The organism is Microbispora sp. KK1-11 (assembly GCF_006874435.1).
In the GTDB taxonomy this organism is placed as follows: domain Bacteria; phylum Actinomycetota; class Actinomycetes; order Streptosporangiales; family Streptosporangiaceae; genus Microbispora; species Microbispora catharanthi.
The window spans coordinates 36065-63008 of the sequence record NZ_VIRJ01000017.1 but is presented as its reverse complement, the minus strand read 5'-3'; the positions used below and the strand labels follow the sequence as shown (position 1 = coordinate 63008).

At 72.2% G+C, this 26944-nt stretch carries 18 protein-coding genes; 14 read left to right on the top strand and 4 right to left on the bottom strand.

Translation table 11 applies throughout. The annotated features are described in order from the left end of the window. The first annotated feature begins 45 nt into the window (after positions 1 to 45). The 7 genes from FLW16_RS23715 (at position 46) to FLW16_RS23685 (ending at position 11560) form a co-directional block, all read left to right on the top strand. On the top strand, positions 46 to 861 hold the full coding sequence (locus tag FLW16_RS23715) for an NAD(P)H-binding protein (RefSeq protein ID WP_142562318.1): 816 nt from the start codon (positions 46 to 48) through the stop codon (positions 859 to 861). After that, positions 858 to 1235 (top strand): pyridoxamine 5'-phosphate oxidase family protein, encoded by a 378-nt coding sequence (locus FLW16_RS23710; RefSeq protein WP_142562317.1) that lies wholly within the window; start codon positions 858 to 860, stop codon positions 1233 to 1235. The genes FLW16_RS23715 and FLW16_RS23710 overlap by 4 nt, the downstream gene beginning before the upstream one ends. A gap of 11 nt (positions 1236 to 1246) precedes the next feature. Further along, positions 1247 to 2140, top strand: coding sequence for a haloalkane dehalogenase (locus FLW16_RS23705; protein WP_142562316.1), 894 nt, complete (start codon positions 1247 to 1249; stop codon positions 2138 to 2140). A 280-nt stretch (positions 2141 to 2420) separates the two neighbouring features. After that, entirely contained in the window at positions 2421 to 4007 is a 1587-nt protein-coding gene (locus tag FLW16_RS23700) for a TIGR02677 family protein (protein WP_260615507.1), read from the top strand. Next, the gene (locus FLW16_RS23695) at positions 4004 to 5443 is read left to right on the top strand and encodes a DUF2398 family protein (RefSeq protein ID WP_142562315.1); all 1440 of its coding nucleotides are present in this window, start codon (positions 4004 to 4006) and stop codon (positions 5441 to 5443) included. The genes FLW16_RS23700 and FLW16_RS23695 overlap by 4 nt, the downstream gene beginning before the upstream one ends. Next, positions 5440 to 9786, top strand: coding sequence for a TIGR02680 family protein (locus tag FLW16_RS23690; RefSeq protein WP_142562314.1), 4347 nt, complete (start codon positions 5440 to 5442; stop codon positions 9784 to 9786). The genes FLW16_RS23695 and FLW16_RS23690 overlap by 4 nt, the downstream gene beginning before the upstream one ends. A gap of 79 nt (positions 9787 to 9865) precedes the next feature. Beyond that, positions 9866 to 11560, top strand: coding sequence for an AMP-binding protein (locus tag FLW16_RS23685; RefSeq protein WP_142562313.1), 1695 nt, complete (start codon positions 9866 to 9868; stop codon positions 11558 to 11560). 17 nt (positions 11561 to 11577) lie between these two features. On the opposite strand, the gene FLW16_RS23680 is transcribed toward FLW16_RS23685, so the two are convergent. Together FLW16_RS23680 and FLW16_RS23675 are read right to left on the bottom strand one after the other, a co-directional pair. Next, positions 11578 to 12465: an oxidoreductase gene (locus tag FLW16_RS23680; RefSeq protein WP_142562312.1), complete on the bottom strand. Its 888-nt coding sequence runs from the start codon at positions 12463 to 12465 to the stop codon at positions 11578 to 11580. Between the two features lie 28 nt (positions 12466 to 12493). Continuing rightward, positions 12494 to 13927: an MFS transporter gene (locus tag FLW16_RS23675; protein WP_142562311.1), complete on the bottom strand. Its 1434-nt coding sequence runs from the start codon at positions 13925 to 13927 to the stop codon at positions 12494 to 12496. Positions 13928 to 14128: 201 nt separating this feature from the next. Between FLW16_RS23675 and FLW16_RS23670 the strand changes: the two genes are divergently transcribed. After that, complete coding sequence (locus tag FLW16_RS23670; protein ID WP_142562310.1) at positions 14129 to 14707, top strand: TetR/AcrR family transcriptional regulator; 579 nt, start codon at positions 14129 to 14131, stop codon at positions 14705 to 14707. Positions 14708 to 14773: 66 nt separating this feature from the next. On the opposite strand, the gene FLW16_RS23665 is transcribed toward FLW16_RS23670, so the two are convergent. Next, positions 14774 to 18415, bottom strand: coding sequence for a LamG-like jellyroll fold domain-containing protein (locus FLW16_RS23665; protein ID WP_221891246.1), 3642 nt, complete (start codon positions 18413 to 18415; stop codon positions 14774 to 14776). Between the two features lie 373 nt (positions 18416 to 18788). On the opposite strand from FLW16_RS23665, the gene FLW16_RS23660 reads away from it, so the two are divergent. The 6 genes from FLW16_RS23660 (at position 18789) to FLW16_RS23635 (ending at position 26316) form a co-directional block, all read left to right on the top strand. Then, complete coding sequence (locus FLW16_RS23660; protein ID WP_142562309.1) at positions 18789 to 20066, top strand: sugar ABC transporter substrate-binding protein; 1278 nt, start codon at positions 18789 to 18791, stop codon at positions 20064 to 20066. Between the two features lie 14 nt (positions 20067 to 20080). Next, a complete protein-coding gene (locus FLW16_RS23655) occupies positions 20081 to 21034 on the top strand; it encodes a carbohydrate ABC transporter permease (RefSeq protein ID WP_260615506.1) in 954 nt (317 codons plus the stop codon). Further along, a complete protein-coding gene (locus FLW16_RS23650) occupies positions 21031 to 21837 on the top strand; it encodes a carbohydrate ABC transporter permease (RefSeq protein ID WP_142562307.1) in 807 nt (268 codons plus the stop codon). The genes FLW16_RS23655 and FLW16_RS23650 overlap by 4 nt, the downstream gene beginning before the upstream one ends. A gap of 27 nt (positions 21838 to 21864) precedes the next feature. Next, positions 21865 to 23586, top strand: coding sequence for an amylo-alpha-1,6-glucosidase (locus FLW16_RS23645; protein WP_142562306.1), 1722 nt, complete (start codon positions 21865 to 21867; stop codon positions 23584 to 23586). A 33-nt stretch (positions 23587 to 23619) separates the two neighbouring features. Then, on the top strand, positions 23620 to 24648 hold the full coding sequence (locus FLW16_RS23640) for a LacI family DNA-binding transcriptional regulator (RefSeq protein WP_221891244.1): 1029 nt from the start codon (positions 23620 to 23622) through the stop codon (positions 24646 to 24648). A 108-nt stretch (positions 24649 to 24756) separates the two neighbouring features. Continuing rightward, the gene (locus FLW16_RS23635) at positions 24757 to 26316 is read left to right on the top strand and encodes a serine/threonine-protein kinase (protein WP_185949561.1); all 1560 of its coding nucleotides are present in this window, start codon (positions 24757 to 24759) and stop codon (positions 26314 to 26316) included. Here the strand turns inward: FLW16_RS23635 and FLW16_RS23630 are convergent. Beyond that, entirely contained in the window at positions 26291 to 26770 is a 480-nt protein-coding gene (locus FLW16_RS23630) for an Lrp/AsnC family transcriptional regulator (protein ID WP_142562304.1), read from the bottom strand. The genes FLW16_RS23635 and FLW16_RS23630 overlap by 26 nt on opposite strands. Positions 26771 to 26944 lie beyond the last annotated feature (174 nt).

Sequence of the window (26944 nt, the reverse complement as noted above, 5' to 3'; positions counted from 1 at the left end):
GTTACGGTTCTTCTCAGTCAGTCAGCTAACTAACTGAGGAGCATCATGATCCTGGTAACGGGTGCCACCGGAAACGTCGGCGGCCAGGTGGTCGCGCTGCTCGCCGCCGCGGGTGAGCAGGTGACCGCCGTCTCCCGGCGGACCGCCGAACTGCCCGAGGGCGTACGGCATGTGCGCGCCGACCTGGACGACCCCGCCGCGCTGAAGGACGCCTTCGACGGTGCGGACGCGCTGTTCCTGCTGGTGGCCGGTCAGGACCCGCAGGCGATCCTCGACGCCGCCCGGGCGGGCGGGGTCCGGCGGGTCGTCCTGCTGTCCTCGCAGGGGGCGGGGACCAGGCCGGAGTTCTACCGCCACCCCGCCTCCTTCGAGGACGCGGTGCGCCGGTCCGGCCTGGAGTGGACCATCCTGCGGCCCGGCGGCTTCCACTCCAACGCCTACGCCTGGGCGGAGTCCATCCGCGGCGGTCGTACGGCCGCCGCCCCGTTCGGTGACACCGGCCTGCCGACCATCGACCCTGCCGACATCGCCGAGGTCGCCGCGACCGTCCTGCGCGAGGACGGACATGCCGGCCGCGTCTACGAACTGACCGGTCCCGCGCCGACCACGCCCCGCGAACGGGCGGCGGCGATCGGCGCCGCGCTGGGCACGCGGGTGCGGTTCACCGAGCAGACCAGGGAGGAGGCTCGGGCACAGATGCTGCAGTTCATGCCCGCACAGGTGGTGGAAGGGACGCTCGCCATCCTGGGGGAGCCGACGGACGCCGAGCAGCAGGTCAGCCCGGACGTCGAGCGCGTCCTCGGCCGTGCTCCCCGGTCCTTCGCCGACTGGGCGGGCCGCAACGTCGCCGCCTTCCGATGAGCCTGATCGAGGCGTTCCTGGCCGAGCCGTCGGTGGCGACCCTGACCACCCTCCGCCCCGACGGCTCGCCGCACGTGGCGGCCGTGCGTTTCACCTGGGACCCCCGAGCGGCCCTGGCCCGCGTGCTGACCGTGGCGTCCGCGCGCAAGGCCCGGAATCTGGCCGCCCGCTCCGGGGTCCGGGCGGCGCTCTGCCAGGTGGACGGGTTCCGCTGGGTCACGCTCGAAGGCTCCGCCACCGTCCACGACGACCCGGGCCGCGTCGGCGAGGCGGTGCGCCGCTACGCCGGACGCTACGGCGCCGCCCCGCCCAACCCGCCCGGCCGCGTCGTCATCGAGATCGCGGTGGATCGAATCATGAAGCTCAACCTCTGAAAGGACCTGTCGTGCCCGTTCAGCACGTTCTCGGCTCCACCATCCACTACCGCGACACCGGCTCCGGGGCGCCGATGGTCTTCCTGCACGGCAACCCCACCTCATCCCACCTGTGGAGGCACGTCATCCCCGCGATCGGCGAAGGCCGCCTGCTGGCCCCCGACCTGATCGGCATGGGTGATTCCGGCAAGCCCGACATCGCGTACACCTTCGCAGATCACGCCCGTTATCTGGACGCCTGGTTCGACGCCCTCGACCTTCACGACGTGGTCCTCGTCGGCCACGACTGGGGCGGCGCGCTGGCCTTCGACTGGGCCGCCCGTCACCCGGACCGGGTGCGGGGCATCGCCTTCACCGAAACCATCGTCAAGCCGATGACCTGGGAGGAGTTCCCCGAAGGGGGCCGGGAACCGTTCGCCGCGATCAAGACCGAGGGTGTCGGAGAGAGGATGATCCTGGACGACGACGTTTTCATCGAACAGGGGTTGCCGGGCACCGTCGCGGCCCCCATGGACCCGAACGACCTGGCCGTCTACCGCAAGCCGTACCCGACGCGCGAGAGCCGCCTGCCGCTGCTGCGGTGGGCGCGCTCGATGCCCCTCGGCGGTGAGCCCGCCGACGTGGTGGCACGCGTGGAGGCGTACGACAGGTGGCTGGCCGCCAGCCCGGAGGTGCCGAAGCTGCTGCTCGCCTTCGCGCCCGGGCCCGGCACGATGGTGCACCAGGACATGATCGACTGGTGTGCGGCCACCATGGCCGGCCTCGAGATCCGGCAGTACGACGAGGTCGCGGGGCACCACACGCCGGAAGACCACCCGGAGCTGATCGCCGCGGCCGTCGCGGCCTGGGCGGAGGCGCACTGGCTCCGGCCGCCTCCGGCACGGTGGACGTTAAAGCGGTCCTGAACTGGCTCGGGACGAACAAAGTGGTTCGGCGACGTGACGCTGGGCTACGCCCAGTTCGGCTGTGAGATCACCTCGTCGAGCGGCGGCATTGACTTCCGCACCGACAGCTACTCCCTCTCCGCCGGCTGAGGTCACCGGTTCCCCGCCCCGCGCAGGTCGCAACTGTCGGTGGCCTCCAATACGGTCTTCTCGGCACGCGGAGCCCCGCCCGCCTCTCGTGGGGGGCGGGACTCCGCGAACGGGGCGGGTGCGGCACGGATCGGTGAGACGGACCCGCGACATGGATCGGGGGGACCGGATGGCGGACCGCAGGGCGTTGGACCTCGACTCGCTGGCGATCAGCGATCGGTTCAGGCTGTTCAACTTCACCAGGCGCGACGACCATGTGGCCTACCTCTGGGTCCTGCGGGCGATGGACCGGCTGCGCGAGGTGCACCAGGTCCAGGTGGACGCCGGTGAGGTGCAGGCGGCCCTGAACGAGCTGGCCCGGCTCCACGACGAGGTCCCCACGTTCGACGGCAACCTGCGCGACCGGCTCGACGCCCTGTACGACGACGGGGTGGTGCACCGGTTCGACGACGCGTCCCGGGCCGGCAACCTCGTCCGCTACCGCAACAGGCAGTCGGTCTACCAGTTCAGCGAGCTCGGCTACTGGGCGTACACGTCGGTCGAGGGACTGCTCGCGGCCCGCATCCAGGACGCCAACCTGTCGCGGCTGGTCTTCTCCGACATCCTGGAGGACCTCAAGGCGCTCGCGGCGGCCAACCGCGCGGGGGAGAGCGAGCAGGTCTACCGCCGGTTGTCCCGGCTGGACTCGGTGATGGAGGACATGGGGCGCCGCTCCGCGCACTTCCACGTGACGCTCGGCGAGATCATCCGGTCCACCGACGCCTCTCCCGAGACGTTCCTGCGCTACAAGAACGCCCTGCTGACGCACATGTCCGAGTTCATGGCGGAGCTCGACCGCTACCTGCCCCGCCTGGCCACGGCCGTGGGGGATGTCGAGGCGAGCGGTCTGGCCTCCCTGCTCGACCGCGCGGCGGCCGCGGACGAGCGGCCCTTCATGGATCGGCACGAGCGGCTGGAGGACTGGCGTCGCCGCTGGTCCGCCCTGCGGGCGTGGTTCGCCCCCGAGGGATCGCAGGAGTCCCGCGCAGGGGAGTTGCGCAACGCCACGCGCATCGCGGTCTCGGGGGTGATCGCGCTGCTGCGGCAGATCTCGGAGGCGCAGCGCGGCGGCGTCAACCGGGCCACGCAGCTGCGGCATCTGGCCGAGTGGGTCTGGAACGCGCCGGACGAGGGCGCCGCCCACGCACTGATGGGCGCGGCGTTCAACCTGCGCAGCGCACGCCACCTGGGCGCCGCCCACGAGGACACCGAACAGATCTCGCCCAGGGCGACCTGGTGGGACGCGCCGGGGGTGGAGGTGTCGGTCACGCTCTTCCGCAGCGGCAAGGCGCCCACCCCGGGCGTGCCCGCGCCGGTGCGCGGAAACCCCGGCGCGCGGGCGGCGCTGCGCCGCGAGCAGGCCGCGGAACGCGCGGCCGAGCGCGAGGCCGCCGGCCACCTGACGGATCTGGGCGCGCACGGGCGGGTGCTCGACGAGTCCGAGACCCGCGTCCTGCTGAAACTGATGACGCGGGCGCTGGAGGGACGAACGGTCGTCGCCGGCCGTCTCAAGAGAGGATCCGGCGCCGACGACGCCGTGATGATCCGGCTCGTGCCGTGCGACACCGGAAGCGCCGTGCGCACCGCGCAGGGACTGCTCCACCTGCCCGGGTTCCGGGTCGAGCTCGCCGGGCGGACGCCGGTGAAAGGTCCGGGGGCAGGTTCGAAGGCGGATTCGAAGGCAGGGGGTGCCAGGTGACGAGTCCTCGCGCGCGGGCCGCCGCCGGCGTCTCCGTCGCCGACCTCGGCTCCTATCAGCAGGCGGTCCGCCGCGTGCTGACCTGCGATCTGATCACCAAGGAGCGGCCGCGGCCCGGCGTGCTCGACCAGGTGCTGCGCTGGGCCGACGAGATGACGCGCGACTTCCGCGAGCTGCTCGGCTACACGCTGATCGCCACGACCCACCACGTACGGCTGGTCCGCCGCCTCGACGTCCTGGACGACACCCAGCAATCGATCTTCTCCCGCAAGGGGAAGCCGTTCGACCGCCGCAGGCTGGCCTACCTGTGCCTGGTCCTCGGGTCGTTCCAGCGCTCCCGCATCGAGATCAGCCTGGCGGACCTGGTGCGGATCTTCACTCCGCTGGCCAACTCCATCGACGGCCTCGGCTTCGATCCCGCGATCGGATCGCACAAGGCGGCCATCGTCGACGTGCTGGGCTGGCTGGTGGACCGCGGCGCGCTCCGGCTGTCCGACGGCAGCCTGGAGTGGTGGGCGCGCGACACCGAACGCGGCGACGCGCTGTACGACATCGACCATGACATCTGCGCGGTGCTGTTCAAGCCGGCCCGGCCCGTCCAGCACCTCACCAGCGCGGCCGGCCTGGTGCACGAGCCGCCGCATTCGAACCCGGTCCGCAGGGCGCGGCGGCTGCTCGTCGAGTTCCCCGTGGTGTACTACGCGGACGTCGAGCCGGAGGTGGCCGAGGCGCTGCGCGCCCCGGGTCTCGCCGAGGACCTCGTCCGGTTCACCGGCCTGGTCCTGGAACGGCGCGCGGAGGGCGTCATGCTCGCCGACCCGGGCGGTGTCTTCACCGACCGGCCGTTCCCGGGCCGGGGCAACGCGGTGAGCCGGGCGGCCGGGCTGCTGCTGGCGAAGATCGCCGACCTGTTGGAGGACCCCGAGCACGTGCCGGAGTCGCTGCCCGTGCCCGCGCTCGCCGACGACCAGGCCGACCTCGTGACACGGATGGACGCGGGCCTGCCCCGCGACGGAATCGTCGCCGAGCTCGCCTGGTCCCCGTCCGAGGCCGAGCCGCCGTCCCCCGACGACCGGCCCGCGCCTCCCGAGGCGCCGTTCGTGGAGCGCAGCCGCCTCGAGACGATGACGACGGAGTTGTACGACGAGTTCGGGGCGGCCTCGTTCACCACCACCTGGCAGCAGGACCCCCGGGGGCTGCTCGACGCCGTCATCGGCTTCCTCGCGGACCTGACGCTGCTCAGGCCGGTGCCCGGCGGCGTGCTCGTCCTGCCGGCCGCCCTGCGGTACCGCAACATCCGGGCCGCCCTGCCCACCCGGAGCTCGGGCGGCCAGCTGGCGCTGGTGGCGCTGCCGGAGCCGGCCACGCGGAAGGACCCGCCCCTACAAGGTCCGCGCATGCAGGAGGTTTCGTCCACACAGGAGGAGGAGCGATGACGCCGCCGCCCGACCGGTTCCAGCCCAGCAGAGCCGGTGTGATCAACGTCTGGGACTACGTGGACGAGGAGTTCGCCTTCGCCGACGGGCGCCTGGTCCTGCGCGGGCACAACGGCTCGGGCAAGACCAAGGCGCTGGAGGTGCTCTTCCCGTTCATCCTCGACGGCGTGGCGGACGCCCGGCGGCTCGACCCGTTCAGCGGCGAGAACCGCACGATGAAGTCCAACCTGCTCTACCGGGGGCAGGAGGCCGAGTACGGCTACGTGTGGATGGAGTTCGCCCGGCGGGAGATCGGGGCGGAGCCCGCCGCGACCGACGAGACCGTCACCCTCGTCATCGGCATCCGCGCGCACCGGCACAGGGACGGGGTGCGGACCTCCTTCTTCGTCACCGACAAGCGTCTCGGCGTCGACTTCGGGCTGCTGGCGCCCGACTCCCGGCCGCTCACTGAGCGGCAGCTCAAGGCCGTCCTCGGACCGGACGCCCACAGCGAGACCGCCACGCAGTATCGGGACGCGGTGGACGCGCGGCTGTTCGGGCTGGGCAGGGAGCGCTACACCCAGCTCCTCGACCTGCTGCTGGCGCTGCGCCGCCCGCTGCTGGCCAAGGACCTCGACCCCGACAAGGTCTCGGCCACGCTCACCTCGGGTCTCAGCCCCATCGACGAGGAGCTGGTCGACCAGGCGGCCCGCGACTTCGAGAACCTGGCGGCGGTCCAGAAGCAGTTCGACGACTTCGCCGTCGCGGACTCGGCCGTGCGGGCGTTCCTCACCGACTACGTGGCATATCTGCGTACCCACGCGAAGGCCCGGCTCGCCCGCATCCACACCGAGATGGACGGCGCGGTGGAGCACGCCCGCACGCTCGTGCGGGCCGAGGAGGCGCGCAAGAGGGCCGTGGCCGCACGCGAGGCCGCCTCGGCGGCGGCCACCACGGCCGAGGCCGAACGGGAAGGGCTGGAGCGCCGCCTCGCCGCGTTGCGCGCGGACGACGCCTACCGCGCGCGGGGAGAGCTGGAACTGCGCCGCCGTCAGATCGCCAAGACCAGCGAGGAGATCGAACGGGAGCGCGCCCGGCTGGCGGACGGCCTGGAGCACCTGGCCGCCCTGGAAGGCGACGCGGGCGAACTCGCGGAGCGGCTGGAGAGCGCACGGGCGGCGATCGTCCGCCATGCCACCGACCTCGCCGAGGCGGCGGAGCGGGCCGGCGTCTCCCACGACGGGGACGGCCCGGCCGACACGGGCGAGGACCTGCTCACGACGGCGCGGGCACGTGCGACCGCCCGCCGGGACGACGTCGCGAAGGTCCGCGACGAGATCGCAAGGGTGTCAGGGGCGGAGCGGGACCGCCTGCGGGCGGAGACCGACAGGGACAAGGCGGACAAGGACGTCGGGGAACGCGAGTCGCGGTGCGAGACCGCCGACGCCGCGCTGACGACGGCACGCCGCCTCGCGAGGGAGGCGCTCGACGCCTGGGACGCCCGCTGGGCCCGCTCGTCGGAGCCCCCAGGGGACCTGCACCCGGAGGACGACGAGGCGGTGGCCGGGCCCGCCGATGTGGCGGCGCTGGCGGAGGCCCTCGCCCACGCCGGAGACGCCGGGGCGCCGTCCCTGGCCGAGGTCTACAGCGTGCGGACCGAGGAACGGCGAACGGAGGCGGCGAGATCCGCAGAGCGTCTGTCCGCGCGGGTGCGCGACCTCGCCGCCGACCTCGTCCGCCTGCGCCGCGAGCGGGAGGAGATCGCGGCGGAACGCGACGAGGCGCCGCCGCACGACGACCGCCGGACGGCGGACCGCGACGGACGCCCGGGGGCGCCCCTGTGGCGGCTGGTCCGGTTCGCCGACGGGCTCGACGAGAAGGAGGCGGCCGGCCTCGAAGGCGCTCTGTACGGCGCGGGACTGCTGACCGCCTGGGTGCACCCGGAGGCACGGCGGACTCTCGACGCCGTCGAGGTCATGGAATCCGACGGTTACCTGATCCCGCTCCCCGAGGAGAGCCGCCCGTCCGGCCGTACGCTCGCCGACGTCCTCGTGCCGGAGGAGCAGGACCTGGTGCCGGCGGGGGTCGTCGCGGACGTGCTGCGGTCGGTCGCGGTCTCCGACGCGATCACCCTCTCCCGGGATCGGCAGGGCGGACCTGCGCCGACGGTGACCGGCCGGGCCCAGTTCGGCCTCGGCCTCCTCCTCGGCGCCCGGCCCAAGCCGTCGCCCGAGTACATCGGCGCCACGAACCGGGCCAACCGCCGCGCGGCCAGGCTCGCCGAGTCTGACGAGATGATCGGCGAGACGAGCCGGGCGCACGAGGACGCCGAGCGCGATCTGGCACGCGCGAACCGCCGCCTGGAGGATTTCGCCCGGGCCAGGCGGGAGCTCCCGCCCGCCACGGCGGTCGTCGAGGCCGTCACCCGCGTGTCTCAGGAGTCCGCGCTGCTGGCCCAGGCGCGCTCGGCGCTCGCCGACCGCCGTCGCGACCTCGACGCCGCGGTGGCCCAGGTCGACGCGGCGCGCCGGCGGCTGCGCCAGGTCGCGGCGGAAAGGAGCATGCCCGTCGCCGAGCAGGAGGTCGACGCGGTCGCGCGGGCCGTCGACGACTTCCTCACGACGGCGCAGCGGCTGCACGACGGTCGCGAGCGAGCCGCGTCCGAGGAGCGGGACCTCGCGTCGCGGCAGGCCGCGATCGCCCGGCAGCGCGAGCGGCACGACGCGGACTCCCGCGCTCTGGAGGACAAGGAGCGGGAGCACCGGGCCGAGGCCGAGGAGCTCAGGGCGGGTGAGGAGGCCCTCGACGCGCCGTTGCGCGAGGTGCTCGCCCAGATCACCGAGGCCGAGCGGCGCCTCGCCGAGGTCCGTGAGCGGTGCGAGGAGCATGCCGCGGCAGCGGCGCGGGAGAACGAGGCGCTGATCGTCGCCCAGGCCGACCTCAGGCACGGCCAGACTTCCCTCGGCCAGGCGCTCGGGCACCTCTTCGAGCACGTCGCGGCGTTCGGGCCGTACGCGCATCTGGAGCTGCGCCCGCTCCTCGGCGTCACCGCCACGGCCCCGTGGCCCGCCCACGTCGGCTGGCCCGAACCGGGGGAGGCGGCCGCCTCGGTCGCGGCGGAGCTGTCCGCCCATCCCGGCGCTGGAGAGGGGGGCGGACCGCCGCCCGATGCCGCCGCCCTGGTCGGCCGCGTGCTGCCGGGAGACGTGGCCACGCTGCTGGACGCCTTCGCCGCGGAGATGGCCGACATCCGCGTGCCCGGGGAGAGCACGCTCAAGAACGCCGCGACCCGGCTGTCGGCCTCGCTGCGGACCTTCCAGGACGCGCTCGACGGCTGCGCCGAGGACTACCGCCTGGAGCACGACCCCACCGGCGTCGTCATGGTCTACGTCAGCGACGAGGGCGGCCGCAATCCGGTCGCCGCGTTCGCCCGGCGGGTCGCCGACCGCGTCCAGGAACAGGGAATGCTGCTCGAGGAGCGGGAGAGGACCGTGCTGGAGGACGAGTTGCTCACCGCGCTCGCCCAGCAGGTGCACGACCGGGTCCGCACCGCACGCGACCTGGTGCGCGGGATGAACGACGACACCCGATCACGGCCCATGTCGTCCGGCACCAGGATCGGCATCCGCTGGGGCCGCTCGGACCGGCTGAACGACCGGCAGGTCGCCGTGTTGCGGCTCCTCGACCGCGACGCGCGGGGGCTCGGCGCGGCCGGGCTGGCCGAGCTGCGCGGCCTGCTGCGGGAGATGATCCGCGACTACCGTGCCGCGCATCCGCGCGCCACGTACAAGCAGGCCCTGGCCGACGTGCTCGACTACCGCACCTGGTACGGCTTCGAGCTGGTGCTCGCCGTGCCGGGGGAGAAGGAGGTGAAGCTCACCCGGGCCAAGCACGAGGAGATGTCCGGAGGGGAGAAGTCGGCGGCCATCCACCTCCCGCTGTTCGCCGCGGCCAACGCCCTCTACTCGTCCGCCAAGCCCACGTGCCCGCGCGTGATCGCACTGGACGAGGCGTTCGCCGGCATCGACGACCGGTACAAGCCCGAGCTGCTGGGCCTGACCGTGAAGTTCGGCCTCGATCTGCTCATGACCGGCCACGACCTGTGGGTCCACTTCGACACCGTGCCGATGGCGGCGCACTACGACATGCACCACGACAAGAGCGCCCACGCGGTGTCGGCGATGCTGATGCTCTGGGACGGCGCCCAGACCGTCGACGCCGACGCCGGTTTCTCCGGCAACGAGGAACTGGCCGAAACGCTGCTCGGCTTCCGGCCGAGCCGCCGCGCCCCCGCCCTCACCGAGGGCACCCTCCTCGCCGCCGACGGCGACGAGGAACCCGACGACGCGGAGGCCGGGATATGACCGTGGATCATCGGGGGTGACACGGCGCGAGCGGCGGTCGTACGTTGACCTCCGTGGCCTGCGCGACAAAGGAGTCACCGTGAGCGAGACGACCAGCACCCATGTCTTCCGGGAAGCCCGCGACCTGCTGCTCGGCTTGAGGGAGGAGCCCGAGCGGGCGGCCCGCGAGTTCGCCTGGCCGGTCTTCGGCGACAGGTTCAACTGGGCCACGGACTGGTTCGACGCGATCGCCCGGGGCAACCCCCGTACGGCGTTGTGGATCGTGGAGGAGGACGGCTCCGAGCGGCGCTACTCCTTCGACGAGATGGCCCGGCGCTCCGATCAGGTGGCGGCCTGGCTGGCCGCCCAGGGGGTCGGCAGGGGCCACCACGTGCTGCTGATGCTCGGCAACCAGGTCGAGCTCTGGGAGTCGATGCTGGCGGTGATGAAGCTCGGTGCCGTGATCATGCCGGCGACCACCGCCCTGGGCGCGGCGGACCTCGCCGACCGCGTAGAGCGGGGACGCGTCCGGCACGTCATCGCCAACGCGGCCGACACGCACAAGTTCGACGGCGTGCCGGGAGAGTACGGCCGCGTCTGCGTGGGCGAGGCGACCGGGTGGCTCCGGTACGGCGACGCCTACGCGACGCCGGAGCCGGACCCGTTCGAGGCCCGGACCTCTCCCGGCGACCCGCTTCTGCTGTACTTCACCTCGGGGACGACGAGCAGGCCCAAGCTCGTGCGGCACACCCAGGTGTCCTATCCCGTGGGACACCTGACGACGATGTACTTCATCGGGGTGCGGCCGGGCGACGTCCACCTCAACATCAGCTCGCCCGGCTGGGCCAAGCACGCCTGGAGCTGCTTCTTCGCGCCGTGGAACGCCGAGGCGACGGTGTTCGTGCACAACTACTCCCGCTTCGACGCCGCCGCCCTGCTCGGGCAGGTCCGCCGCGCCGGGGTCACCACGTTCTGCGCGCCGCCCACGGTCTGGCGGATGCTCATCCAGGCCGACCTCGGGGACGGGCCGGGCAGCCTGCGTGAGGCGGTCGCCGCGGGAGAGCCGCTGAATCCCGAGGTCATCGCCCAGGTGGAGCGGGCGTGGGGGCTGACGGTCCGCGACGGGTACGGCCAGACCGAGACGACGGCGCTGATCGCCAACACGCCCGGCGTGCCCGTGAAGGCCGGCTCGATGGGCCGCCCCCTTCCCGGCGTCCCGGTCGTCGTCGTCGATCCGGTGACCGGCCGGCCGGCGGACGAGGGCGAGATCTGCCTCGACCTCGCCGCCCGCCCGGTCAACCTGATGACCGGATACCTGGACGGCGAGGAGGGGGCCATGTCCGGGGGCCTCTACCACACGGGTGACGTCGCGGTCCGGGACGCCGACGGCTCGATCACCTTCGTGGGACGCACCGACGACGTGTTCAAGGCGTCCGACTACAAGATCTCGCCGTTCGAGCTGGAGAGCGTGCTCATCGAGCATCCCGCCGTCGCGGAGGCGGCGGTCGTGCCCGCCCCCGACCCGATCCGCCTCGCCGTGCCCAAGGCGTACGTGGTGCCGGCCGCGGGCTGGGAGCCGAACGGGGAGACCGCCGCGGCCATCCTGCGGCACGCCCGTGAGAGGCTCGCGCCCTACCAGCGGGTGCGCCGGCTCGAGTTCGCCGAGCTGCCCAAGACCATCTCGGGGAAGATCCGCCGGGTCGAGTTGCGCGCCAGGGAGAGCGACGCCGCGGAGGCCGGCGCCCCGCCGTCCGGTGAGTGGCGGGACGACCAGTTCCCCGAGCTGCGCTCCTGACCCGGCCGGTCCGGCCGTCACCGCGTGCCGTGCGCGAGGAGGCGGGCGACCGGCTCCTCGGTCAGCCCCACGACGCCGTCGAAGTCCGTGGAACGGCTGACGGCGGCCCAGTGCTCCGCCTCGGCCGCGCGGGACCGGGACGCCTGCTCGGCCATGCGCAGCGCGTCGGAGCCGAGCAGCAGCCGCAGCGGCGGATTGTCCACGTCGACCAGCTCGGCGATCACCCTGGCCGCCCGCCGGGGGTCGCCCGGCTGGGCGCCGTCCACCGTTCGCCGGTAGGCGTTGACCCGGCCGACGGTCTGCTCGTAGTCAGGCCCCACCGGCGGGATGCGCATCGACGAGCCGCCCCAGTCCGTACGGAACCCGCCGGGCTCGACGATGACCACGGTGATCCCCAGCGGCCGGACCTCGCTGTTCAGCACCTCGGAGAACCCCTCGACGGCGAACTTGGCGGCCTGGTAGGCGCCGAGCCCCGGCGTGCCCCCGACCCGGCCGCCCACCGAGCCGATCTGCAGGATGTGACCGGACCGCTGCGCGCGCAGCACCGGCAGCGCGGCCTTGGTCATGGTGACGACGCCGAACAGGTTGGTCTCGAACTGCGCCCGGAAGTCCTCGTCGGAGGTCTCCTCGATGGGTGAGGAGTTGGCGTATCCCGCGTTGTTCACCAGCACGTCCAGCGAGCCGAACTCCTCGACGGCCAGCCGTACGGCCCGCTGCGCCGCCGTGGCGTCGGTGACGTCCAGTGCGACGGCGCGTGCCCGGTCGCCGTGGGCCCGGACGAGGTCGTCCAGCCGTTCCGGCCGGCGGGCGGTGGCCACGAGGCGGTCGCCGCGTTCGAGCACCTCCTGGGCCAGCGCGTGTCCGAGGCCCCGGGACGCGCCGGTGATGAGCCATGTCCTCTGCATGATGTGTTGTCTCCTTTGGGTGGTGTGTTCAGTGCGCCGCGCCCGCCGGGACCCGCTCGGCCGCCTCGGCGGCGGGCGCCGTACGGCGGCGCGCCCCCGGGACCAGCAGCGCCACGGCGACGGTGGCCGCCAGGGTCACGGCCAGCACCAGGAAGGCGGTGGTGAAGCCCGACTCGTACGGCAGGCCGTCGGGGCGCAGGTGACCGGTGACGACGGAGCTGACCACGGCGGTGCCGATGGAGCCGCCGATGGTGCGGATGTTGGTGTTCATTCCGCCGGCGACGGCGGTCTGGCCGGCCGGCACGCTCTGCACGATCAGGTTGGTCATCGACGCGTAGGCCAGGCCGAGACCGAGCCCGAACACGGCGGTCGCGGCGGCGAGCTGCCAGGGCCGGTCGTGCCAGATGGCGACGCCGGCGCTCGACAGCGCGCCGAGCGCGCAGCCCCACACGAGCTGAGCCTTGACCCCGGCGAAGCGGGAGATCGGGCCGCTCACCGTGCCGGCGACGGCCATCGTGACAAGCATGGGCAGCATCAGCAGCCCGGCCTCGGTCACGCTCGATCCGAATCCGTAGCCCGTCACGGCCGCCGGCATCTGCATGAACTGCGGCAGGAACGCGTACGAGGCGAACATGCCGGCGCCGAACAGCAGCGCCACCAGGTTGGTCGTCCACACGGCCGGAAGCCGCATCATGCGCATGTCGATCAGCGGGTCGCGCGAGCGCAGCTCGACCGCGATCCACGCGGCGAACAGCATCGCGGCGGCGGCGAGCGGCGCGATGACGGCGGCCGACCCCCAGCCCCAGGCGGACGCCTCGGTGAGCGGGACCAGCAGCGCCACCAGCCATCCGGACAGCAGCGCCGCGGCCGCCCAGTTGACCCGGCCGGGCGTGCGCACCGGGGACCGGGGAACGTTGCGGTAGGCCAGGAACGCGGTGGCGACGACGACGATCGCAGGCAACCAGAACAGCCAGCGCCAGCCGAGAGCGTCGACGATCGGGCCTGCGAGCACGATTCCGACGCCGCCACCCGCGGCGATGACGGCGGACAGGACACCGACCATCGAGGGCACCCGGGTGGCGGGGAACTCGTCGCGCACGATCCCGAACGACACGGGGAACACGGCGCCGCCGAGCCCCTGCACGATCCGTCCGGCGATGAGCACCCCGACGTTGGGGGCGACGGCGGCGACGATGCAGCCGAGCGCGATGGCGGCCAGCGCGATGAGCAGCGTGCGGTCCTTGCCGATCATGTCGGCGATGCGGCCCATCAGCGGCGTGGCGACGGACGCGGACAGCAGCCAGGCGGTGAGCACCCAGGTCACCGTGCTCTGGCCGGTGTGCAGGTCGTGCTGGATGGTGGACAGCACGGGGCTGACCAGGGACTGCAGCATGGAGAACGAGGCCGTGGCGGCTGCCAGCGCGAGGAAGGTCAGCCGTTGCGGCGAGGTGGTGCGTGACATCGAGATCCTTCGACAGGAGGAACCGGTGCGACGAGGCGCGCCGGTGACGCCGCCCCGGCGACGGGGACGGCGCGAAACAGAGACGACGATCAGAGCGGCGTTGACAGGGAAGACGCGAACGCGAATGCCCGCCTGCTAAAGTCGAGGCGTGCCTCCAGATTAGCGGAGGTACTCCTCCGGTTCAACTCGAAAGGAAGACCGGTGAAGGAGAAGGCGGCCGAAGGCCCCCGGACGCGGGTGCGACGCCCCCAGCGCGCGGACGCGCGGCGCAACTTCGACGCGCTGCTCGCCGCCGCGCGGGAGGCGTTCGCCGAACACGGCACGGAGGCGTCGCTGGAGGACATCGCCCGGCGCGCCGGTGTCGGCATCGGCACGCTCTACCGCAACTTCCCCACGCGGCAGGACCTGTTCGACAGCGTGTACCTGGACGAGATCGACGAGCTGTGCGGCGCCGCGGGGCAGGTCGCGGACCTGCCGCCGTGGGAGGCGCTGGCCGCCTGGCTGCGCCGGTTCGTGGACTACGCGGCCACCAAGCGGGCCATCTACGAGGCGCTCAACCGCGACTCGGAGATGATGCGGTCGTGCCGGACCGCGATGTACGAGGCGGGGGAGCCGCTGTTCGACCGGGCGAAGGAGGCCGGGGAGGTCCGCGGCGACGTGACCTTCGACGACGTCCTGCGGATGATCTCCGGCATCACCGGGGGCGGGTTCGTCGACGACGACCAGCGTGAGCGGGTGCTGCGCATGGCTCTCGACGGCGTCCGGGTCCGCCCGGCCTGAACGCCCGTGGAGAACAGGAACGCCGGGCGGGGCCGACGGCCCCGCCCGGCTGATGCACCTGGCGTGTTACTTGGCGATGGGCGTCACCGCGATCCTGTCGATGATCGGGGCGTACTTCGACCGGAGCAGGATGTCCGGGAAGGTCGCGGAGATGTAGGTGGCGCCGTCGAAGTTCGGCAGTTCGCGTGAGGCGAAGGCGACGGTGTTGGCTCCCTTCGTGAGCTGGACGGGGATGGTCATCTCCCAGAAGTTGTCGGCGTGGAAGGAGTGGGGGAACCAGGCCCGCTGCGGTGTGGCGCCGTTGACGGAGATCTCGGCGTGGCGGGCCAGCGGGTCGGGGTTGTAATGAGACGCGGGCGACTGTTCGGGGTTGGAGTAGCGAACCGTCAGCGCGTACGTCCCGTTCTCGGGAGCGGTGACGTCGAAGGTCAGGGTGCCGCCGTCGCCGGGGGCGCCGCCGATGTCGGTGACGGCCTTCCCGCCGCTCGCCAGCGGATAGGCGGCCACCTTGGCGGCGCCGGCCACGTGGGCCGACTCGGCCTCATACCAGGTCGGCGTGAGCGTGCCCTCGGTCTTCTCGACCCGCAGCCGGTCCAGCCGCACCCTGCCCGTCCGCGCGACGTAGGTGATCTTGTTGACGCCACCGGACAGGAATGCCTTGACCTGGGAGGACCCGGACGGCTCGGCGATGTCCTGCCCGTTGACGGTCAGCGTGCCCCTCCCGCCGCCGCGCAGGTCGACACCCAGCGTGGACTCGCCGTCGCCGGGTGAGTAGACCCAGAACGTCGCCGACTGCCCCTTGCGCAGGTCGGCCACGCCGGAGCCGGACACCTTCTTCTCGCTGTAGTCGGCGCGCGCTCCGTCGAGCGTGGCGTACTCGGCCTCGTAGACGGCCTCGCTCGCGGCCGGGTTGGCGAGGGTCAGGTCGATCTTGTCGACGATCGCGTCCCCCTTGGTGGCGCGGGTGCCGTCGAGGCTCCTGGCGGCCAGGGTGATCGTGTGGTCCCCCTTGGACAGGGTGACCTTCGTGTCGGTGTGGTCCCAGACCACCCACTTGTACCCCAGCGGAAGGTGGAGCTCCCGCTCGTCCTTGCCGTCGACCCGGAGGAAGACGTTGGTCGGGCCCTGCTCCCGCACCGCGTCGGCGGTGTTCAGCGAGTTCGCGAAGACCGACAGGTCGTACGTGCCGTCCTGCGGGACCGACACCGTGAAGTTCAGCGTGACGTCGGAGCCGGTGCGCAGCCCGCCGACGTCGTAGCCGCCGGAGGTGTAGAACTTGCCGACGTCGGACGGAGTCCCCTCGGGACCGTTGCGGCTGTACCCCGTGCCGGTGTGGCCGGCGTTCTCCGCCTCGTACGTGGCCTGCCAGAGCGTGGTCGCCGGAGTGCCGGAGGCGGCGTGGTCGCCGGGGGTGAGGATGATCTGGTAGGCCGACGACTCCTTCAAGGCGGGCAGCGCGGACCCGAACTCGAAGCTCACCGCGCCGTCCGTCACCTTCTGGTTCAGCTCGGCGACGACCCGGGGCTGCGCCGAGTCGCCGACCTGGCCGGTCCACGGGATCTCCTGGATCAGGGCGTGTACCGTGCCCCCGAACAGCGCGGTGTCGACGTCGTCGAAGTGAATGCCGACGAGACCGGACGCGCCGCCGAACAGCGCGCGGGCCTGCGCCTTGGCCTTGTCGAGCGTCGCGACGCCCTGCAGCGTGTAGCTGACGTTCGGCCGCGGCGGGGTGACCTTGACCGTGTTGCCGGTCATCTGGCCGTAGGCGTGGAGCAGCCACCACTGGCCGTTGCCGCGATTGGCCTGCACGGCCGAGTCGGACAGGTTGCCGTCGATGTTCCAGTACGCGATGTCGGCGTCGACCTTCGACTCCTCGATGGCCGAGGCCCACTGGACCATCTGGCCGGGCACCGACGTGTGGTAGTTGAAGGCGTACTCGTCGAGGTTGATCGGGAGCTGCCTGCCCTCATACGGGGTGCCCGTGAAGATGGCCTGCTCCCACTGGCGGTACTTCGCCACGTTGGTGCGGATGCGGGCCGGGTCGCCCAGCTCGTGCCAGGTCATGACCTCGGGGACCGTCCCCGCCTGCACGGCGTGCCGCAGGAAGCCCTGCACCTGGTCGTACAGGACGCTGGTGTTGGGGCCGGCGATCCTGGCCTTCGGCATCTTGCCCTTGATCAGGGCGTTGACCTCGTCCCAGGCCTTGAAGTAGTACTGGGGGTCACTCAGCCAACTGATCTTGTTGTAGCTCCATGTGCCGGTGCCGAACATGTTGCCCTCGGGCTCGTTGAACGGCACGAAGACGATGTGGTCCTGATATTTCGGGTCGAGGGTGCGGACCTGGTCGACCTGCTTGGCGATCTTGGCTTTGAAGTCGTTCAGCCTGGCCTCGGGCGTGGCGCCGGGCCACTCGTAGGGGAAGCCCCGGTAGATGTCGGTCATGTAGATGTACACGTCGCCGCCGGTGCTGTCGGCGAGCGGCTTGACCACCTCCAGCGCGTCGGCGCCGGGGTGCTGCGGGCCGTCCTGGGCCTTCGTCGCGACCGTGCGCAGCCGCATGCCCTCAAGGAGGTTGGAGGTCGGCACGCCCTCGCCGTACACGCCGTACAGGGTGCCCGACGCGCCGCCGTGGAAGGCTCCGGTCTCGGTGCCGAGGTCGATGGTCAGGTCGTTGGCGACGACCTTGACCGTGGCCTCGACCGTGGTCCCGTACGCGGTGCCCTTGACAGTGAACTGCCCCGGCTTGGCGTACCTGGCCGGGTCGACGGCCTCCCAGGTGACCGGCACGCCCCGGCGAATGCCGTCGGAGAACTGCGCGTTGACGGTCGCGGGCAGTGCCGGTGCGGTGCCCGGATAGGTGGTGATCTCGAAGGAGGTCTGCTCGACCTTGGTGAGAGCGGCCTTGCGGTCGCCGGCGAGCTCGGCGACCTGCTCGGCGTTCATGGCGGCGTCGTAGACGCGGAAGTCGTCGAGGTCGCCGGCCAGGAACGGGTGCCCGCCCCAGAACGGCTTGCCCAGGAAGCCGGAGGTGCTGTTGCGGTCGGAGTGCATCACCGCGGCCAGGTCGATCTGGGCGGTGGTGCTGCCGATGGGCACGCCGTTCACGTAGTAGGTGAGGGTCCTGCCGTCGATCGTGGTGACGAGGTTCACCCATTGATTGGTGGGCAGCTTCTGCGCGCCCGGCACCCCCACCTCGGCGCTGCCGTTGACCGGCTTGATGGACGATCTCGTGGTGGCGTCGCCGGCGTAGGACGGGGTGACGAAGGTGGCGGTCGCGGCGTCCTTGCCGAGGTTGTAGACCCACTGGAAGTCGGCGCCGCCCGCCCACTTCAGCCATGTGGAGACGGTCATGGCGTGGCGGTCGCGGAACAGGCCGTTCGGGATCGTCACGTAGGGGGCGGTCGCCGAGCCGGTCGGCCCGCCGGGCAGCGACAGGGCCTGCGTGCCGTCGGGACCCGCGGCGGTCTTGGCCGACCCGGGGTTGGCCAAGACCCCGTCGAGGCCGGAGGGGGAGCGGTCCTCGATGACGCCGCCCGACAGGTCGCCTTCGAAGTCGTAGTGGAGGACGAGTGCCGGTGCGCCGGCGCTCTGGGTCGATGAGGCGTGGGCCGGCGATGTGGCAAGGGGGATCGCGGTCATCGCGAGGGCGGAGGCGAGAACGGCGTGAGGTGCGAGCCTGCGTGCTCGCCCGGACAAGGGTACGGCCATGCGCTGTCCCATTCGCGGGGGGAATGACGGATCGAATCGATTCGGCGAATCGATTCGACTGGACGATAAGCGGGGTGCCGCAAAACGGTCAAGGGCCGGAAACCCGCCCGGCACGCGATCGTCATCTCGCCGTCACGCGCCGGCGCACCTCACGGCCCGTCCCGGACGGGGGCGTCGCGAACCCGGAAAGCCGCACGGCGCACGCCGGCGAGGACGCCTCCGCGGGTGTCTCCGCAGACGCCTCCGCAAATCGTGCCGCGCATCCCATTGACGCATGCGACGGACCGGGCCTATCGTCAGCGAACCGATTCGCCGAATCGGTTCGACTCCGATCGGAAACAGACGCGTAACGCTGTCAGTGGAGGTCACGTCAATGAGACCAGGGTCAAGCGGCCGGCGTGCGGCCGGGTTGGGTGCGGCGCTCCTCGCGGCCACCGCCGGGCTGGCCGCCTGCTCGTCACCGTCCGACGGCCCCGCCGCCTCCTCGGCGGGCGCGAGCCAGGCCGCCGGGGGCGGGACCTACACGATCTGGGATCCGTACCCGCAGTACGACAAGACCTCCGACTGGGTGAAGCTGCTGGACACGTGCGGCACCCAGGCGGGCGTGAAGGTCGAGCGGACCGGCTACGACACCAGCGACCTGACCAACAAGGCGCTGCTGGCGGCTCAGCAGGGCAACTCGCCGGACGTGCTGATCGTGGACAACCCGGTCGTCTCGACGCTGGCCGAGGCCGGCGTGCTGACGACGACCGAGGAGAACAAGCTCGACGTCTCGTCGATCGCGCCGAACCTGCTGGCGGCGGGCCAGCTCGGCGGCAAGGCGTACGGGGTCCCGATCGGGGCGAACACGCTGGCCCTCTACTACAACAAGGACGTGCTGAAGAAGGCCGGTGTGGACGCGGCCGCGGTGAAGGACTGGGCGTCGCTGACCGCGGCGCTGGAGAAGGTGAAGGCCGCGGGCAAGAAGGGCATCACGTTCTCGGCCATCGGCACCGAGGAGGGCAGCTTCCAGTTCCTGCCCTGGTTCTGGGGCTCCGGCGCGAACCTCACCAAGCTGGACTCACCCGAGGGCGTCTCCGCGGTGGCCCTGTGGGCCGACTGGCTCAAGAAGGGCTACGCGCCCAACTCGGTCATCAACAACACCCAGACCACGAGCTGGCAGGAGTTCGCGACCGGGGACTTCGCCTTCGGCGAGAACGGCACCTGGCAGCTCGCCAACGCCAAGAAGACCGGCTTCGACTACGGCATCATCCCGATCCCCGGCAAGGACGGCGGCACCGCCCCCGCCCCGACCGGCGGTGAGTTCGTCAGCATCCCGGTGCAGTCGGACACCGCACGCTACGCCACCTCCCAGAAGCTCGTGAGCTGCCTGACCAGCACCGACAACTCACTGGCGACCACGACCACGCTGTCGTACATCGCGCCGACGGAAGCGGTGCAGGCCAAGCAGGTCGAGCAGAACGCCGAGCTGAAGGTGTGGGTGGAGGCGGTCAAGGCGGCCAAGGGCCGCACCAGCGACAACCTGGGCACGAAGTATCCGAAGATCTCCGAGCCGATGTGGGGCGCCGTGCAGGCGGCGCTGAGCGGTTCCACGGCTCCGCAGGAGGCGATGACGGCGGCGCAGGCGGCGGCGGCGAGCGCGACCCAGTAATGAGCATGAGCCGAGTGACACGAACGCCGGTGCGTACCGCCCGCGCCCCCGTCCCCGCCCAGGGGCGGGAGCGCCGGGCGGCACGCACCCGATCGGGGCAGTGGGCGGCGTGGGCGTTCCTCGCCCCCGTCGTCGTCTACCTGCTGATCTTCTACGCCTACCCGCTGTATCGCAACGTCGAGCTGAGCCTGCGCACGTACACGGTGCGCTCGTTCGTGCAGGGGGACGCGCCGTTCGCCGGGTTCGCCAACTACGCCAAGGTGTTCGCCGACGCCACGTTCGGGCCGGCGCTGTGGCACACCATCGTGTTCACGGTGGTGTCGCTGGCCTTCCAGTTCACCATCGGGCTCGCCCTGGCCGTGTTCTTCAGCCGGAACTTCCGGCTGTCCACCACGCTGCGCGCGCTGTTCCTGGTGCCGTGGCTGCTGCCGCTGATCGTGTCCGCCTCGACCTGGTCGTGGATGTTCAACAGCGACTCCGGCGTGGTCAACGCCGCCCTGAGCTGGGTCGGCGTCGGCCCGGTCAACTGGCTGACCTCCCCCGACTGGTCGCTGTGGTCGGTGATCATCGCGAACATCTGGATCGGCATCCCGTTCAACCTGGTCGTGCTCTACAGCGGCCTGCAGGCGATCCCCTCGGCCGTGTACGAGGCGGCGGCGCTCGACGGGGCCGGCGCCTGGCAGCGGTTCTGGCGGGTGACCTTCCCGCTGCTGCGTCCCGTGTCGGCGATCACGGTCCTGCTGGGGCTGGTCTACACGCTCAAGGTGTTCGACATCATCTGGATCATGACGAAGGGCGGGCCGAGCGGCTCCTCCAGCACGTTCGCCACATGGTCCTACCGGCTCGGCTTCGGCAACCTCGTGCCCTCCTTCGGCCCCGGCGCGGCGGTGGGCAACCTGCTGATCCTCATGGCGCTCGCCTTCGGGCTCGTCTACATCCGCGTGCAGCGACGGCAGGCCGCGGCATGAGGCGGCTCAAGACCGCCGTCGGGCTGGCGCTGACGGCCGTGATGCTGTTCCCGGTCTACTGGATGGTCAACGTGTCGTTCACGCGGGACCAGGACATGCGCAAGTCGCCGCCGTACTGGTTCCCGGTCCACGGCACGCTGGACGGCTATCGGGCGGTGCTGGAGCGGCAGCTGCCGTACCTGGGGGTGAGCCTGGTCGTCGGGCTGGGCACCGTCGTGCTGACCCTCCTGGTCGCGGCGCCGGCCGCGTACTCGCTGGCCAAGCTGCGCCCGCGCGGCGGCGGGGTGCTGAGCTTCGTGCTGCTTATCGCGCAGATGATCCCGGGGATCATCATGGCGATGGGCTTCTATGCCATCTTCCTCACCACCGGCGTGCTCAACACCGTTCCCGGGCTGATCGTGGCCGACTCCACCCTCGCGGTGCCGTTCGCCGTGCTGATCCTCACCACGTTCATGTCCGGCATCCCCGAGGAGCTGCTGCAGGCGGCCCGGGTGGACGGCGCCGGGGTGATGCGCACGTTCGTCTCGATCGTACTGCCGGTCTCCCGCAATTCGATCATCACGGTGTCGCTGTTCGCGTTCCTGTGGGCCTGGTCGGACTTCGTCTTCGCCTCCACCCTCGACCAGGGCGGCGCCCACCAGCCGATCACGCTGGGCATCTACCACTACATCGGCAACAACAACCAGGAGTGGAACGCCATCATGGCCACCGCCGTGGTCGCCTCCATCCCGGCCACCGTTCTGCTCATCGTCGCCCAGCGTTACGTCGCCGCAGGCGTCACCGCCGGCGCCGTCAAGGACTGAGCCTCTTCGAGAAGGGACCCCCTCTTCATGACCGTCGCCGCTTCAGGCCCGGTGTTCTCCCTGCGGGAAATCCCGTTCAGCTACCGCGGCTCCTGGTTCGGCTTCTCGCCGGTGGTCGCCCAGAAGACCTACGCCCGGGACGTGCACCTGGTCTCCCACCAGACCGGCATGCATCCGATCCTGCGGCTGGCGCCGTCCGCCGAGAGCGACGTCACCGCCACACCCCACCAGCTCACCTGGAGCCACGCCGACGGCCGGATCGACCTCGCCTACGAGAACGCCGACACGGTGCGGCTGCGCGGCCGGGGCCTCGGGCTGAGCCTCCTGGCCGCCGACCCCGTCCTGACCCCGTTCAGCGGCCCCTACTTCTACCAGGACCCGGCGGACGGATCGTTCGTCTTCACCGTCTACCAGACCGGCCGCCGCTACCGGATCACGGTGCTCGCCGGCCAGGCCGAGGCGCGGGGCGCCCAGGCGCTCGGCACCGCGGAACGGGGCGTCGTCCTGAGCGGCGAGTGGGAGATCGCCGTCGAGGAGTACGAGACCGCACGCGCCCCCTATGCGCGCACGGACGCCTTCGAGCAGGTGGCCGAGGCGGCGCGGGCCGAGTTCGACGCGTTCACCGCGGCGGTCGCGCCCTGGCGCAGCGACCGCACGCCCGCGGCCGAGCTGGCCGCCTACGTCCTGTGGTCGGCGACCGTACGCCCGGCCGGGTTCGTCACCCGGCCCGCCGTGCTGATGTCCAAGCACTGGATGGACAAGGTGTGGAGCTGGGACCACTGCTTCAACGCCATCGCCCTCGCCGACGGCCTGCCCGGCCTGGCGTGGGACCAGTTCCGGCTGCCCTTCGACCACCAGGACGACGCGGGCGCGCTGCCCGATTCCGTCACCCACTCGGAGATCCTCTACAACTTCGTGAAGCCGCCCATCCACGGCTGGGCCCTGCGCGGCCTTCCGCCGGCGGCCGAGCCGGAGGAGGTCTACCGGCTGCTGGAACGCTGGACGACCTTCTGGCTCACGGCGCGGCGCGTTCCCGGCCGTGAACTGCCGCACTACCAGCACGGCAACGACAGCGGCTGGGACAACGCCACCACCTTCGACGCCGAACGCGTCGTGGAGACCGCCGACCTGGCCGCCTTCCTCGTCCTGCAGCTGCGCGAGCTGGCCCGCCGGGCCCCGGACCCGGCCGCGGCGGCCCGCTGGTCCGGCGCCGCCGACCGGATGCGCGACGCGCTGCTCGCCGAGCTGTGGACGGGGGACCGGTTCGTCGCCCGCGGCGCGCACTCGGGGCGCACCTGGTCCAGCTCCAGCCTGCTCGACCTCATGCCCATCGTGCTCGGCGACGAGCTCCCCGAGCCGGTGCACTCGGCGCTCGCCGCACGCATCGCCTCGCACCTGACCGCGTTCGGGCCCGCCACCGAGCACCCCGAGTCCGAGCACTACCAGGACGACGGCTACTGGCGCGGACCGATCTGGGCCCCTTCGACCGTGCTCATCGAGGACGGCCTGCGCCGCGCCGGCCACGTCGGGCTGGCCGACGAGATCAGCGCCCGCTTCCGCGGACTCTGTGAGCGGTCCGGCTTCGCGGAGAACTTCGACGCGCGCACCGGCGAGGGGCTGCGCGACCGCGCCTACACCTGGACGGCCAGTGCCTACCTCATCCTCGCCGCCGCTCACGAGCGGCGGCAAGAACCGCGGACGGAGACGGCGGAGGCGGCGGCTTTGACACGACCGCGGACGCCTGCATAGCCTTCTGTCGAATCGATTCGAATCATCGCGTCGATGAGCTGCCGCGGGGGACGGGTGAACATCGGGGAGATCGCCAAGCGGGCGGGCGTGTCGCGGAGCACGGTCTCCTACGCCCTGAGCGGCAAGCGCGCGGTCTCCGCCGCGACCCGCCGGCGCATCCTCCAGGTCATCGACGACGTCGGCTACCGGCCCAACGCCTCCGCCAGAGCCCTGGCGGAGGGCCGCACCCGCACCGTCGGCCTGGTCATCCCGCCCGCCGGGCGGCGGCTGACCCCGATCCAGCTCGGCTTCGTCGCCGATGTCGTGGCCGCGGCCGGTCGGCGCGAACTGGACGTGCTGCTGTCGCCCAGCGGCGGCGAGCACGACGGCTCGTTCGAGCGGATGGTCCGCGGCCGCCGCGTCGACGGCGTGATCCTGATGGAGGTCCGGCTGCAGGACGCGAGGGCCGCCCGCCTGCGGGAGTCCGGTGTGCCCTTCGTGGCGATCGGCCATACCGCGGACGCCGCGACCGCATACTGGGTGGATCTGGACTACGAAGGCCTTGTCGCGAGCTGCGTGCGTCATCTGGCCGACCTCGGGCACCGCGAGATCGCCTTGATCAACCGGCCGCGAGAGCTCCTGGACTCCGGCTACGGCCCGGCCCGCCGTGCCCTGGACGGGTTCAACGCCGCCGCGGCGGCGCGGTCGCTGTCCGCGACCGCGTCGTGCTGCCCCGACGAGGCGACGGCGGGCGAGACCTGTGTGGAGGACCTGCTGGCGGCCCGGCCCGGGGTCACCGGCCTCGTCACGGTGAACGAGGCGGCCCTGCCCGGCATCGAGCGCGCGCTGCGACGCCTCGGCCGCGCGATACCCCGGCAGATCTCCGTCACCGGGGTCGTGGGGCGGCACTGGGCCGAGGAGTTCCATCCGCCCCTCACCGCGGCCGACGTCCCGATCACCGACATGGCGGAAAGGGCCGTCGAACTGCTGGCCGAGCGAATGGCCGAGCCCGGCACGCCGCCCCGCCACGTTCTGCTCTCCCCGCCGATCTCCCTGCGTTCGAGCACGGCGCCGCCGCCGTGAACGGGTTCCGCCGGTCCGGCCGATCCGGCCGTTCTCGCCCGGCCTGCCCGAGAGGATAGGTTGGCTCCCGATCATTGGGGCGCGAGTGGCCACAGGGAGGTGCGGGACGTGGTGCCGTCCATGCTCGGCGGTCGTTACGAGCTGGAGGAGCTGATCGGCCGGGGCGGGATGGGCGAGGTCTGGCGGGGCCGGGACCTGCGGGCCCACCGCCCCGTGGCCGTGAAGATCCTCACGCCGCAGGTCGCCGGGGTCGCCTCGCGGGAGCGCTTCGCCCGCGAGGCCCGCGCCGCCGCCCGCGTCGTCCACCCGAACGTGGTCACCGTGCTCGACGTGGGCGAGCAGGACGCGCGGCCCTACCTGGTGATGGAGCTGCTCACCGGCCGCAGCCTGGCCGCGGAGCTGCTCGACCGGGGCAGGTACGGCGTGGCGGAGGCGTGCCACCTCATGAGCCAGGCCGCCGCGGGCCTGGACGCCGCGCACCGCGCCGGGGTCGTGCACCGGGACGTCAAACCCGCCAACCTGCACCTCACCGCGAGCGGCGTGCTCAAGGTGGTCGACTTCGGCGTCGCCCAGGTGGCGACCGAGGCGGCGCGGCTCACCATGGTGGGCACCGTCGTCGGCACCGCCGCCTACCTGGCTCCGGAGCAGATCGACGGCAGGGGCGGCGGGTCCGCCTGCGACCTCTACGCGCTGGGGTGCGTCTGCTACGAGCTGCTGTGCGGGCACCCGCCGTTCACCGGGTTGGCCCCCGAGCTCGTGTACCAGCACATCCACCAGGCCCCGGTGCCGCCCAGCCGGCACCGTCCCGACATCCCCGCCGAGCTGGAGCGCCTCATCATGGCGCTGCTCGCCAAGGACCCCGCAGGCCGGCCCGCCGACGCGGAGGTCGCGCGCCGGGTCCTGGCGGCCGTCGCCCTCTCCCCGGGGAGTCCGGCGCGCGAGGCCGGGATGCCGCCGGGGGAGGCCGGAACGCCCGCGTGGGAGGCGGGAACGCCCACTCCGCCCCCGTCGCAGGCGCCCTACGCGGGCGGCGCGCGTGCGGGCGACACGGCACTGCTCGACACCCCGCCGCCCGGCGTCCGGGCCGGCCGTGCCGCGGGGGCGTCGCCCGAGCGGCGCACGCTCATCCGGCTCGGCGCCGCGGTGGCGGGGCTCGCCGCGGTCACGATCGGGGTGGCGGCGCTGTCCGACGGCGGCGGGCAGGCGGAACCCGCGGTCGCGGCCCAGTCGCCGGCGGCCACCCACGCCGATACGTCACCCACCCCGGGGAGGAAGGCCTCGGCCAGTCCGACGCCCCGGCCGACCAGGACCGCGTCCCCCAGGCCGTCCCCCAGGCCGTCTCCCACGCCGTCCGCCCGCCGCGTCTACCGGAGCTACCAGGAGTGGCTGGCCGCCTTCGACCACGCCGTGCAGGAGCAGGAGAGCCGGGGCGGCATCGAGCCGAAGCTGGCCCGCGACGCCCACGAAGCGATCAGGAAGACGGCCAGGGACATGTCCGGGGGCAGGGGCCGGGGCAAGGACCGGGACAGGGGCGACAAGGCCGCGGGGCGTGTCCGCGACCTGCTCGTCAAGCTGCGGCAGGCATACCAGGCCGGCCGGCTCGCCGACGGCCCGCTGGTCGACTTCCTGAACGCCACCGGCCTCAGCGCGCGGGAGGACGACGACTGAGGTCCTCGACCGGCCCGACATCGCGGGTCCACGAGCCCAGCACGAGCAGGGTCTTGGTGCCGGTCACGTCGCCGGCGCGGCGCAGCCGGTCGATGACCTGCTGGAGGTGCCCGAGGTCGCGGACGCGGACGTGGATGAGCGCGTCCGGGTCCCCGGCGATGGTGAACACCTCCTGCACCTCCGGCACGTCCGTGGCGGTACGGACGATCTTGTCTACCGGAGTCGTGCCGGGATAGCGCAGTTCGGTGAACGCCTCGATGCCCCAGCCGAGCTTGGCGTAGTCGATCCGCACGGTGAAGCCCGTGATGACGCCGATCTCCCGCAGGCGGTCGACCCGACGCTTGACGGCCGCCACCGACAAGCCGATCTCGGCGGCCATCTCGGAGAAGGTCCTGCGCCCGTCCTCGCGCAGCAGGCGCAGCAGCCGGTGGTCGATGTCGTCGATCTCCGCCATGGCATGCTCCCTCTTCCCGGCCTCTCCGGCTGGCGCGGCGCAAAGAACAGTAGCGCCCGAGGCGGACTTCTCCATCTTTTTGCGTCTTGCCGGTCGTTTCTCGCGCGATGCTTGCGCGTACGCCCGGGGCGTTGGTGTGCTGTGGGTCACTCCCAGAACTCAGGAGGTTCGCCC

Excerpts from the sequence above, each read along its gene's own strand:
- FLW16_RS23715 (WP_142562318.1), top strand. The coding sequence starts at position 46 with ATGATCCTGGTAACGGGTGCCACCGGAAACGTCGGCGGCCAGGTGGTC.
- FLW16_RS23710 (WP_142562317.1), top strand. The coding sequence starts at position 858 with ATGAGCCTGATCGAGGCGTTCCTGGCCGAGCCGTCGGTGGCGACCCTG.
- FLW16_RS23700 (WP_260615507.1), top strand. The coding sequence starts at position 2,421 with ATGGATCGGGGGGACCGGATGGCGGACCGCAGGGCGTTGGACCTCGAC.
- FLW16_RS23690 (WP_142562314.1), top strand. The coding sequence starts at position 5,440 with ATGACGCCGCCGCCCGACCGGTTCCAGCCCAGCAGAGCCGGTGTGATC.
- FLW16_RS23680 (WP_142562312.1), bottom strand. The coding sequence starts at position 12,465 with ATGCAGAGGACATGGCTCATCACCGGCGCGTCCCGGGGCCTCGGACAC.
- FLW16_RS23675 (WP_142562311.1), bottom strand. The coding sequence starts at position 13,927 with ATGTCACGCACCACCTCGCCGCAACGGCTGACCTTCCTCGCGCTGGCA.
- FLW16_RS23665 (WP_221891246.1), bottom strand. The coding sequence starts at position 18,415 with ATGGCCGTACCCTTGTCCGGGCGAGCACGCAGGCTCGCACCTCACGCC.
- FLW16_RS23660 (WP_142562309.1), top strand. The coding sequence starts at position 18,789 with ATGAGACCAGGGTCAAGCGGCCGGCGTGCGGCCGGGTTGGGTGCGGCG.
- FLW16_RS23650 (WP_142562307.1), top strand. The coding sequence starts at position 21,031 with ATGAGGCGGCTCAAGACCGCCGTCGGGCTGGCGCTGACGGCCGTGATG.
- FLW16_RS23645 (WP_142562306.1), top strand. The coding sequence starts at position 21,865 with ATGACCGTCGCCGCTTCAGGCCCGGTGTTCTCCCTGCGGGAAATCCCG.
- FLW16_RS23640 (WP_221891244.1), top strand. The coding sequence starts at position 23,620 with ATGAGCTGCCGCGGGGGACGGGTGAACATCGGGGAGATCGCCAAGCGG.
- FLW16_RS23630 (WP_142562304.1), bottom strand. The coding sequence starts at position 26,770 with ATGGCGGAGATCGACGACATCGACCACCGGCTGCTGCGCCTGCTGCGC.